This is a genomic window from Hydrogenophaga sp., from assembly GCF_022844385.1.
In the GTDB taxonomy this organism is placed as follows: Bacteria; Pseudomonadota; Gammaproteobacteria; order Burkholderiales; family Burkholderiaceae_C; genus Hydrogenophaga.
Window position 1 is genome coordinate 1 of the sequence record NZ_JALHLX010000123.1, and the last position, 10,546, is coordinate 10,546.

The window sequence follows — 10,546 nt, forward strand, 5'->3', positions numbered from 1 at the left end:
GTCTGCAGCTGTTCACGGTCGCGGGTCTGGTCCTGGGTCTTCAGCTGGTCGCGGGTCTGCATGAGCACGCGGTCCTGCGTCTTGATTTGATCGCGCGTGGCGCTGAGCAGGCGGTCCTGGGTTTTGAGTTGATCGCGCGTGCGCAACAGCAACTGCTCCTGGGTCTGGAGCTGGGTCTGTGTGTTTTGCCGGTCTTGCCGGGCGGACATGGCGCCCGGTCCAGCCCCTGGGCCCGCACCCGCGCCTCCACCGGGCGGCAGCACGCCGGCGCCTGGGCCGCCGCCGCCGCCGGCGGCCCAGGCGGGCGCGGCCAGAGAAACGGCGAGGGTGACGGCGGCGACAGACAGAGGCAAGGGCTTGTTCATGGGGGTGTCCTCAAAGCTTGAAGCTGGGTGCTTGTGCGGTTCGGCGGTCGGTGACATGCATCGCCCGAACCTCGCCACGCAGTGTCTGCACGCGCGGGCCGCTGGGCATTGAGTGCACTCAACGCAATGCATCGCAACTCTGGTTGTGTGTGCAAACACGTCATGCCAAGGCGCAGCGGGATGCCGGTTTGGCGGTTGCTTGAGCCCGCTCAATCGGGCAGCGCAACACAGGCTGAAACTCATTTGCAGGTTTCTTACGTTTGCTTGCGAATGCGTCAGCACAGGCATTCCCGTTGGGACCACGGCTTCACCCCCATTTCAGAGGACCCATCTCATGACCTTCAGACTCCTTCAACCCCTGTTGCGGCGCCCGCTGTGGACCGCCGGCCTGTCGGCTGTTTGCACGGCGGCCCTGGTGGCCAGCGGCTGTGGCGGCAGCAGCACCGACACCCTGGCCCTCACGCCCACCACCATCATCGAAGCCAACATCGACAGCCTGGCCGCGCAAGTGGGTGGTGGCACGCAGGATGTGGAGTTTTTCAACGACGGCACGGCCGACTGGACACTCTTCACCATGGCCAACCGGTTTGCGGCCACACCGGTGGGCATGAGCAAGGGTGTGGTGACCGAGGTCAGTGCGCCGGGCTACATCTGGCACATCACCGTGGTCAAGGCCTACGGCGGCAAGAGCTATGCGTTGTTGTCCATGGGTGAGGGCGGCATTGGTGTGGTGGACATCACCAACCCGGCCGCGATGACCTACCTGCGCACCATGCAGGTGGGCTACACCGCGCCGGGGTTCACCACGGTGGACGGTGGGGGCAACCTGCTGACCGAACTGGAGACGGTGCACGAAAGCGGTCCGGTGAACGATCTGCTGGTGGACACCCAGGGCACAGACGCCGACACCACCGACGACGAACTCTTCATCGCCAACGGGGCTTACGGCATCCAGAAGACGCGCCTGAGCAACCTGATGGACGCTGCGGCCGACGGTGCCGTTCCCATCGACGCACCGGCGGTGCAGGCCTACACGCTCACCTACGCCGGTGAAAACCCATGGGGTGGGGCGCAGAGCCTGAGGATGCAGGGCGGCAAGCTGTATGCCGCGCTGGGTTACCTGGGCATGGGCATCTACAACCCCGCCACCCTGGCACGCGAGGGCATCTACAACCTCTACACCGACTGCGCGAACACCGCGCAGGAAGACTGGTTCGGCTACCCGAACCGCAAGCCCGCCTGCAACACGGCGCTGCTGGCCAACCCGTCGTTCCTGGACGCGGACGGCATGCCCACCTACGAACAGGCCGCCGTTGAGCTGAAAAGCAAGAACGATCTGCCTGCTTACCCCTGGGCCGAATTCGACCGCTATGGCCGTGAGTACTACAACGTGCGCACCATGGACGTGCAGTCCATCGGTGGCAAGACCATGGCCTTCATCGCCTACTCGCTGGGTGGTCTGGTGGCGGTGGACGTGACGGACCCGGCAGCCCCGGTGTACGCGGGCTATGTGCCCGCTGCGCCGGCCCACGGCCCCGACGAGCCGCCGATCAACGTGGACAAGAAAGGCATCCTGTCGCACTTCGGCTCCGGCATGCTGAAGGAAGCCGGCGTGATGGACGTGCGCGTGGTGCCGGACCCCGCCGACAACACGAAGTACCACGCCTACTTCACCGACCACTTTGCCGGTGTGGTGGTGGTGAGCGGCGCCGAAGATCCGGCCACCCGGTGGAAAAACCCCGGCGCGCCGTTCGACAACAACACGATCGAAGGTGTGACCGAGCCTCGCGTCTACTGGCCCGACTACGAGTTCGTCACGTCCTTCGACATGACGCCCGTGCCGGTGGGTGACGAGTCGCTGCCCAAATTCCTCACGGCGGATGGCAGCGGCAACTACGCCGCGCCGGTGATGCTGGTGACGGGCGAGGTCAATGGTCACGGTGGTGCCTTGTTCATGCTGGGCAACCGAGACACCCGGGCCGAGGGCCAGGTGGACCTGGTGCAGTCGTCGGGTGCTGGCGGTGTGAGTTATCTCGACGTCAAGAACCTGACCGGCGCAGGCATCGCCGTGGCCAACCGGTTTGCGGTGCCCGTGAACCTGGTGAGCACCAACGAAGTGGGCGCGTTTGAAGACGGCACTGCCGGCCAACCCATCGCCATCGGCCATGCCGAAGGTGTGACGGTGGCGGGCAACCACCTCTACCTGGCCGACGGCCCGCACGGTGTGAGCGTCTGGAACATCGCCAGCGGCTTCACCCCCATCGACGACCTGCACCTGGTGGCCAACACGCTGGCTGACGAATACGCCACGTCGCCCGTTGGTGTGCAGCCCACGCCGCATGCCTTCAAGATCGGCTTCGGTGACGACCCCACCAAGGCCTACGTGATGAGCCAGAGCCTGGGCATGCGGCGGGTGGATGTGTCGGCCGTCACCGGCGGCGCGGCACAGGTGGGCAGCCCCGCCATCCTCGACGCCAAGGGCGGCATCTTCGAGCACAACACCGAAGCCGGCAGCGTGGGCCTGATCAAGGTGACGGGCCAGGACCATGCGTACGGCGTGACCTTCCACGGCAAGTACGCCATCGTGGCCGACGGCGACAACGGCGTGACGGTGTACGACACCACGGCCGATCCCGCCACCGGCAACCACGTGGTGGCCAACATCGGTGACTCCGAGGGCACCAGCGGGCGTCCCCCGCTGGGCCGTGCGGCGTCGGTCAAGCTGTGGAAGAACAGCGCCACGCAGCGCACCTACGCGGTGGTGGCGGCCGGTGCCTACGGCATCTCGGTGGTCGACATGACGGACTTTCTGGCCAGCGGCCTGGCGAAGGACCTCAACGTGGCCGGGCATCTGGTCAAGACCTTCGAACCCCTCAAGTCCGACGACGACAACGCCTTCGGCTCGGCCGACGGCAAGAGCGTGGACGTGCATGTGGTGGGTGACATCGCCTACTTCAGCTACGACAGCTTCGGCCTGGTGGCCTACCGCATGGCCGACCTGATCCGCCCCGCCACCCTGGAGCGCCCGGCCGTGGTGCCCATGGGCCAGGCGCCCGATGCGTGTCTGGCGGTGACCGATGTGACCAAGCTCAGTTCGAAGCAGGGTGGCGTGGCCGAATGCCGACCCACGGCCGCTGGCTATTTCAAGCTGCAGAAGCTCGCCGGCTACGAGGACACCGAAGGCGGTGCGCTCTACATGACGCCGCAGTTCTTCCCGGCCAACCAGCTGCTGAGCAACGGTGCCGGTTCGGTCTACACCCTGAGCACGCCCCGGCTGTTGTTCTATGTGGGCTACGGCGACGCCGGCGTGGTCAAGCTCGACTGGAGCAACCTGGCCGCACCGAGCCTGATGGCCATCAAGGGTGTGGTCGGCGGGGCCGCCGCCACCGCCATCAACAATGGCCGTGTCTATGTGGCCGCGGGCGCAGGAGGCCTGAGCGTGCTCAAGTGAGTTGAACCGTGTGTCGTCGGGATGCTCTCTGACCCTCGGAGCATCCCCCTCCCGGGCACCGTCTGGATTCCAGCGGTGCCCTTTTTTTGGGGTGTTCAGTCCAGCATCAGCGGGATGAACATGCGCTGCCCGTCGCGGTCCACCAGCAGCGCCGCGTTCAGGGGGCGTTCGCGCAGCAGCTGGCGCACGTCCTCCACCGAATGCACGGACTTGAGGTTGATGGTCAGCAGAGCGTCGCCCGCGAGCAGGCCAGCTTGCGCCGTGAGCGCGCTCACTTCTTCCACCCACAGGCCGCCCGCCACACCCAGCAGAGTGCGCTCCTGTGCCGTCAGAGGCCGCAGGCGCCAGCCCAGTTCCTGCTGGGCCGGGGCAGGGGTTGCCGACTCGGGTGCGCTTTCGCCACCGGGCTCCATGGCCTGGTCTAGCTGCACCACCACCTCCAGAGCCTTCCTGGCCCGCCACACCGTGAGGCGCACCCGCTCGCCGGGCGAGGTCACGCCCAGGTGGCTGGTGAGCTCGCCAGCGTGGCCGAGCGTCTCATCATTGAAGGCGGTGATGATGTCGCCCGCGCGCAGGCCCCCTTTGTCGGCGGCACTGCCGGCGTCCGTGCCGGCCACCAGCGCACCGCGCGGGCGGTCCAGGCCGAAGGCGCGGGCCAGTGTGAGGTCCAGGTTCTGGATCGTCACGCCCAGGTAGCCGTGCAGCATGCGGCCGTGGGCCACGATCTCGTCCTTGACGCGCAGCGCCAGGTCGATCGGCACCGCGAACGACAGGCCCTGGTATCCCCCGGAGAAGGTGTAGATCTGCGAATTGATGCCCACCACCGAGGCGCTGGCATCGAGCAGCGGCCCGCCCGAATGGCCCGGGTTCACCGGCACATCGGTCTGGATGTGCGGCACCGCGGCAAAGCCCGGCAGCGCGCGCCCCTTGGCGCTGACGATGCCGTGCGAAACACTTTGTTCCAGCCCGAAGGGTGAGCCGATCGTCACCACCGGGTCGCCCACCTGCAACAGGTCCACCCGGCCCATGCGCAGCACTGGCAGGTCTTTGGCGTCCACGCGCAGCACGGCCACGTCGGTGGTGGCGTCGATGCCCAGCACCTGCGCGCGGAACTGGCGCCGGTCGCCCAGGCGCACCGTGATGCGGCGGGCGCCCTGGATCACGTGGGCGCTGGTGAGCACCAGCCCGTCGCTGCTGATGATGAAGCCCGATCCCTGCCCGTGAAACGGCAGCTTGCCTTTGAACGGAAGCGCAGGCAGCCCGTTGTCGGGGTCCCAGTCCAGCGCAGAAGGCGTGCGCATGCCGACCACCTCGATCCCCACCACGGCCGGCCCCGCCCGTTCGGCGATCGCCCGGTAATTGGGGGTGAACCCGCCCGGCAGCGCGGCGGCGAGGCCGTCGGGCTGCTCGGCCTGTGCGGTGCCCAGCGCGCAGCACAACAGCACCGCCACGGTCAGTGGCCAGCGCTGGCGCTTCACTTGGCCTGGATGCGGTTGATGTACTCCAGCAAACCCAGGATGCGCGCACGCACATGCGCCTCGGCGTTGTACGGCGCCTCCATGAAGTACTCGGCGTCCTTGACGCGGTAGTCGCGGCCCCACACCGGCATGTCGCGCGAACCGTGGGCCGGCACTTCGGCGCCATCGATCACGTCGTAGAGCCGGCTCATGGGCAGCACGCCGCCGTTTCGTTTGGCCAGTTGGGTGAGGTCGGGCGGGCTGCGGGTCAGAAAGGGCACCAGCGGGCCGTCGCCCTTGCCGCTGGTGCCGTGGCAACTGGCGCAATTGGCGTCGAACTCACGCTTGCCAGGGTCGGCCGTGGCTGGGCGACCCTGCGCCAGCGCAGCACCGGCCAACAGGCTGAGGCCAGCGGCGAAACATAGGGGTGTCAGGGCATTTTTCATGGGGGCTCCTCGGGGTTTGGGGGCACAGGGGCAAGATAAGCCGCTGGGCGAGTGCAGCCTTGAGTCAGCTCAAGCGAGCGGCAGTGAGGTCGCGCAGGCGTGTCTCGATCGCACCCACGTCCAGAGCGGTCAGGTCGGCGTCGTGCAGCCACTGGATCCGTGCGGCAACGCCCGGGTGCAGAGCGGCCTTCAGTTCGCCGAGGAAGGGGCTGGATGCGGTGACCCACAACGCGTCGTACTCCCTGTCGACCAGGCCTTCCTCCAGCCGTTCGGCCAACTCGCGGGCGAACTGGTGCAGCAGCTTCTTGCGCAAGCCCGTGTGGGGTTCGAAGTGCGCTGCCGCAGTGCTGTTGTCGCTGCTCTCGTGACCATGGCGGTCCCGTTCGAGTTCACTGCCCTTGAGGCGGCCTTCGGGAAAGTCGATGGTCTCCAGTGGCACCAGCGGATCGCCCGCTCCGTGGCGGCTGAAGAAGCGGGCCAGGGACCCATTGGCAACCAGAATCCATTGCGTTCTCATAACGGCTCCTTTCAATTCGAGGGCACCCAGTCTGGAACCGGCGGGAATGCACAGCGTTGAGCTTGATCAATGCCGGCGCACCCGGTCAACCTGCGCATGCATTGAGCATGCTCAAGCGGGCCGAATGCTGCACCGCACAGACTGAAGGTTCTGTCACACGCAGCGACCAACAGGGACACAACCGCCATGAACACCTGCTTTCTGAAACGTTTCTTGCCCGTGGTGCTGACCGCCTTCGCGTTGGCCGCCTGCCAGACCCCCGTGACCCAGGAACAAAGCGGCATGGTCATTGGTGGCCTGCTGGGTGGGGCCGTGGGTTCGCAGTTCGGCCAGGGCAGTGGCCGCACCGCCGCCGTGATTCTGGGCACGCTCGCCGGTGTGGCCGTGGGTGGCACCGTGGGCCGCTCCATGGACGAGCGCGACCGCTACAAGACCGCGCAGACCCTGGAGACCGTGCGCACCGGCGTGTCCAGCCAGTGGGTCAACCCGGACACCGGCTACCGCTACACCGTGGTGCCAACCCGCACCTACGGCAGCGACGAAGGACCCTGCCGCGAATACCAAGTGAGCGCTGTCATTGGCGGGCGCGTGGAACAGATGTGGGGCACGGCCTGCCGCCAGCCCGACGGCAGCTGGCGCGCCCAACCCTAATGGTCCATGCCCGTGAAAGGAACCCAGTCGTGAGTCGCATCCTGGTGGTTTATTACTCCCGCAGTGGTCACACCGAATTTTTGGCGCGCCAGATCGCGGCCAGTTGCCACGCCGATCTCGAGCGCATCGAGGACAGCAGCAGCCGCGACGGTGTGCTCGGCTATCTGCGCTCGGCGCTGGAGGCCATCTTCCGGCTTCGTCCGTCGATCGAGCGCGCCCGCCGCCGCCCCGGTGACTACGACCTCGTGATCGTGGGCACACCCGTGTGGTTCTGGAGCGTGGCCAGCCCCGTGCGCACCTGGGTGCACCGCCACCGCAGTGAGCTGGACAACGTGGCCTTGTTCTGCACCTGCGGCGGTTCCGGCCACGCCAACGCGATGGACGATCTGGAGGCGCTGAGCGGACGCCCCGCGCTGGCCCGGCTGGCGCTGACCGAACGGGCGGTGCCGCAATGCCAGCGCGACCCGGCGCTGCGGAGTTTCCTGCTCGAACTCAAACGGGTGCGGGCGGTTTCCGTCTCGTTGCCCCCGATGCATGACCAGGCCCCCGCCTGAACCACCATGCGAGCCGCGCTGCTGTTGGTTCTGGGTTTGTCGGTGGCCGGTGCGTTCGCCCAGCCGGTGGTGGTCGAGCGCAACGTGCAGCTGTTCGGTTCATCGGTGCGGCCTGCGGCAACGGTGAATGGCGACTTTTCTGCTGTGGGCGGGCGTGTGGTGGTGGATCAGTCGGTGGCCGACGACGCCTTGCTGCTCGGTGGCACGGTCGATGTGCGCGCCCCGGTGGGTGACGACGTGCGCGCGGCCGGTGGCGACATCTCGCTGGAGAGCGCGGTCGGCGGCGACCTGATGGCCGCAGGCGGAAACGTCAAGCTCACCCACACCGCCCAGGTGGCCGGGCGGGCCGAGCTCGCCGGTGGCGAAGTGCTGGTGGACGGCCGTGTGGACGGTTCGCTCAATGTGCGCGCGCGCCGGCTGGTGCTCAACGGGCCTGTGGGCGGCAGCGTGCAGGCCGCCGTGGAACAGCTGGAGCTCGGGCCCCTGGCGCGTGTGGGCGGTGGCCTGCGCCACACGGCGTCCACCGTGTCGCAGGACCCCGCTGCCGTGGTCACCGGCACGCTGGAACGCGTCGAGGGATTGTTCGACGACGACGACACCCGCTGGGGCCGCGACGAGCGGCACCCCATGCACGACAAAGGGTGGCCCGCCATGGCGGGGTGGTGGTTGCTGGTGCCGCTGTCCATGGGGCTGCTGGGCGTGCTGGCCCTGGCCGGCGTGGTGCTGTTCGTGTTCTCCCGCTTTGCCGGTCAGGCCGCGCACCACATCGAAACCGAGCCCTGGCGTGCACTCGGCGTGGGCGCGGTGTTGCTGCTGGCCCTGCCGGTGCTCGCGCTGTTGCTCTTCTTCACACTGCTGGGCATTCCACTGGGCCTGGTGGTCATGGCCATGTACCCGCCGCTGTTGCTGCTGGGCTGGTTGATCGGGGCCTTGTTCGCCGCGCGTTGGCTGGCATCGCACGCCTGGCCGGCCGAGAACAAGGGCGCGGTGGTGCCCTACGGCTGGATGGCCGTGGCCGTGATCGCGCTGCTGGTGGTGGGCGCGGTGCCGGTGGTGGGTCCGCTGCTGGTGACCGCCACCATGGCCGCAGGCATGGGTGCCTGCGTGCTGGAGTGGCGCCGCCGGCTGGCCAGCCGACCCGAAGGTGCACCGTGAGCGGCAGCCACACCGCGCCCTGAACCTGAGCTCTGCATGCAGGCTGGCAGCACGCCCGCAGCGAATGGATGTTCAGCGCCAGGCCAGCGCCAGGAGCAGGCCCAGCAGACTCACAAACGGCGCCACCCCGATGCCACCGGCGAAAATGACGATCGCGTTGGCTTCCTTGGGCAGGTCAAAGCAGCCATGCGGTCCATCGATGTAGGCGATGTCGCCCACCGCGTGTGTGGCCAGCCCACGGGTCATGTCACCCGCCTCCTTGATCAGGAACTGCAGCTGGCCGTTGGCTCCAGGCGCGTTGCCGATGGAAAACGGGTTGTCGCGGTGCGGCCAACGCTGCCCCGGCTGGATTCAGGCGAACTGGCCGGCCCGAACACCAGCCCGGCCAGGGCGCCCCACAAGGTGTGGAAAAACGGGTTCAACACCTTCCCGGAGAAAGAACGACAGCGCCACCAGGGCAAAACCGATCATGCCCAGACCGCAAGTCCACTCATCCAGCCGTGACCGTCGTTCCAGACCCGCGGACCGCGCGGCGATCTCTCCCACCCCAAGCGGCAACAGGGCCAGGACGAGGTAGAGCGCTGCCACCTTGACAGCGTCTTGTTGACGAACGCCAGCATGCTGGCTCAAGGCAGTCGGGGTAAAAAAAAGAGGCTGACGATTCGTCAGCCTCTTCAGTGCTCAGGCAGCCGCGAACAACTATGGACTCACGATCGACGTGATGCTGCCGCTGGCGTATTCCGCCACGGTTTTTGTCACGCCCGGCACCACCTCGACGGAGGCATCGGCCTGGTTCCAGACACCGTAGAAGCGGCCGCCGTCAGGGCGGGTGACCACCTGCGACTCGTAGGCCGACTCGTCATCCTGGAACAAAGGTCCTGCAGCGACCGAGTACCGGACCGGGGTGGCGAAGGACTGCGCGCCATCGATGCTGGCCGTGATGTAGATGCCCAGGTCGGCACCCCCCTCAGGCACGAACGGCGAGACGTTTTCCTGCGTTCCCCAGGCCAGGTAGATCACGTTGGTGTTCTGGCACAGCGTCGCATCGGTCGTGGTGGGATCACCGGGCAGACCGGTCGGGCAAGCCGTCGCACTGCTCTTGGGCGTGCCGAAGATCCGGGGCTCCCGAACGTTGATGCGCTTGTCGGTGATGTTGGTCACGTTCTGCGGCAGGTCCCAGCTGCCGCTGCCGCCGGCAAAGGTGTACTTGCGCAGCCAGAAGTTGTAGTTGTCCAACTGGGCCCAGAGTCTCACCAGGTCGGGGGTGTAGTTGTAGCCGATCCACAGGTCACCGCCACGCAACACGCCGCGGTGCGCCAGGGCGTTTTCGGTGAAGTTGGTCTCGGTGCCATCGGCAAGGCCGTTGTCGGCCACCGTCAAGCTGGGTGCCCGGCTGCTGATGTTCTCACCCGGCACGTTGCTCAGGCCGATGGCGGTGGTGTAGTCGGAGGTCGCGCAGGCGGCGTCCACCGAAGGCACCATGCTGCTGGCTTGCAGACCACCCATGCCGCGGCGCACCACGATGTCGGACGGACCGCCCTTGTCGTAGATGCCTTCTTTCCAGAAGACCGCGATCTGGATGCCACCGGGTCCGGCGTCCAGCGCGCTCTGGGTCAGAAAGCGCACCCGGCGCGCATTCTTCAGCGGGTTGCTGATGACGCAGCCGGCCCGGCCTTCGGGCGTCGCTGGAGGCGAAGCGAACGGGAAGGTGTGGTAGCGCACGAACTTGCCCTCGTCGAGTCCTTCGGAACCTTTGGTCTCCTCGTACGCAACGATGGCAGTGCTGCCGACCATGCCGATGTTCGCGCGCGATGCGCCCGCCTGGCCCTTCTCGATCAGGTCCGGGTCCACGTTGACACCTGCGCCATCGAAGATGGGGTTGACCGAGCCCGACAGTCCGAAGCCCGTCGAGTTGTCGGTGAGGCGCACGGGCGTTGCCAGCACGAAGTC

10 protein-coding genes are annotated in these 10,546 nt (G+C 67.2%); 4 read left to right on the plus strand and 6 right to left on the minus strand.

Going from position 1 to position 10,546, the window contains the following annotated elements; translation table 11 throughout:
- The coding region (locus tag Q0C59_RS16145; protein WP_291217369.1) for a hypothetical protein at nt 1-365 on the minus strand (365 nt) is incomplete at its 3' end.
- Nucleotides 366-699: 334 nt separating this feature from the next.
- Here Q0C59_RS16145 and Q0C59_RS16150 point away from each other — a divergent pair.
- Nucleotides 700-3,816: a hypothetical protein gene (locus tag Q0C59_RS16150; protein ID WP_291217371.1), complete on the plus strand. Its 3,117-nt coding sequence runs from the start codon at nt 700-702 to the stop codon at nt 3,814-3,816.
- A 95-nt stretch (nt 3,817-3,911) separates the two neighbouring features.
- Here Q0C59_RS16150 and Q0C59_RS16155 read toward each other — a convergent pair whose 3' ends face one another.
- The 3 genes from Q0C59_RS16155 to Q0C59_RS16165 form a co-directional block, all read right to left on the minus strand.
- Entirely contained in the window at nt 3,912-5,294 is a 1,383-nt protein-coding gene (locus Q0C59_RS16155; RefSeq protein WP_291217373.1) for a trypsin-like peptidase domain-containing protein, read from the minus strand.
- Complete coding sequence (locus Q0C59_RS16160; protein ID WP_291217376.1) at nt 5,291-5,719, minus strand: cytochrome c; 429 nt, start codon at nt 5,717-5,719, stop codon at nt 5,291-5,293. The genes Q0C59_RS16155 and Q0C59_RS16160 overlap by 4 nt, the downstream gene beginning before the upstream one ends.
- 64 nt (nt 5,720-5,783) lie before the next feature.
- Nucleotides 5,784-6,236 carry a host attachment protein gene (locus Q0C59_RS16165; RefSeq protein WP_291217378.1) on the minus strand — a complete coding sequence of 151 codons (453 nt, stop codon included), beginning with the start codon at nt 6,234-6,236 and terminating at the stop codon, nt 5,784-5,786.
- A 186-nt stretch (nt 6,237-6,422) separates the two neighbouring features.
- Here Q0C59_RS16165 and Q0C59_RS16170 point away from each other — a divergent pair, with 186 nt between their 5' ends.
- Genes Q0C59_RS16170 through Q0C59_RS16180 form a run of 3 tightly spaced genes read left to right on the plus strand, consistent with a single transcriptional unit; the run spans nt 6,423 to nt 8,596 of the window.
- On the plus strand, nt 6,423-6,887 hold the full coding sequence (locus Q0C59_RS16170) for an RT0821/Lpp0805 family surface protein (protein ID WP_291217380.1): 465 nt from the start codon (nt 6,423-6,425) through the stop codon (nt 6,885-6,887).
- Nucleotides 6,888-6,916: 29 nt separating this feature from the next.
- Entirely contained in the window at nt 6,917-7,441 is a 525-nt protein-coding gene (locus Q0C59_RS16175) for a flavodoxin (RefSeq protein ID WP_291217382.1), read from the plus strand.
- A gap of 6 nt (nt 7,442-7,447) precedes the next feature.
- Nucleotides 7,448-8,596 carry a hypothetical protein gene (locus Q0C59_RS16180; protein WP_291217384.1) on the plus strand — a complete coding sequence of 383 codons (1,149 nt, stop codon included), beginning with the start codon at nt 7,448-7,450 and terminating at the stop codon, nt 8,594-8,596.
- 72 nt (nt 8,597-8,668) lie between these two features.
- Here Q0C59_RS16180 and Q0C59_RS16185 read toward each other — a convergent pair whose 3' ends face one another.
- Together Q0C59_RS16185 and Q0C59_RS16190 are read right to left on the minus strand one after the other, a co-directional pair.
- Entirely contained in the window at nt 8,669-8,842 is a 174-nt protein-coding gene (locus tag Q0C59_RS16185; protein WP_291217386.1) for a hypothetical protein, read from the minus strand.
- A gap of 453 nt (nt 8,843-9,295) precedes the next feature.
- On the minus strand, nt 9,296-10,546 hold a 1,251-nt coding region (locus tag Q0C59_RS16190), incomplete at its 5' end, for a choice-of-anchor O protein (RefSeq protein ID WP_291217388.1).

Bases quoted from the DNA above. Each gene is read 5' to 3' on its own strand.
- Q0C59_RS16150 (WP_291217371.1), top strand. From the start codon at position 700: ATGACCTTCAGACTCCTTCAACCCCTGTTGCGGCGCCCGCTGTGGACC.
- Q0C59_RS16160 (WP_291217376.1), bottom strand. From the start codon at position 5,719: ATGAAAAATGCCCTGACACCCCTATGTTTCGCCGCTGGCCTCAGCCTG.
- Q0C59_RS16165 (WP_291217378.1), bottom strand. From the start codon at position 6,236: ATGAGAACGCAATGGATTCTGGTTGCCAATGGGTCCCTGGCCCGCTTC.
- Q0C59_RS16170 (WP_291217380.1), top strand. From the start codon at position 6,423: ATGAACACCTGCTTTCTGAAACGTTTCTTGCCCGTGGTGCTGACCGCC.
- Q0C59_RS16180 (WP_291217384.1), top strand. From the start codon at position 7,448: ATGCGAGCCGCGCTGCTGTTGGTTCTGGGTTTGTCGGTGGCCGGTGCG.
- Q0C59_RS16185 (WP_291217386.1), bottom strand. From the start codon at position 8,842: ATGACCCGTGGGCTGGCCACACACGCGGTGGGCGACATCGCCTACATC.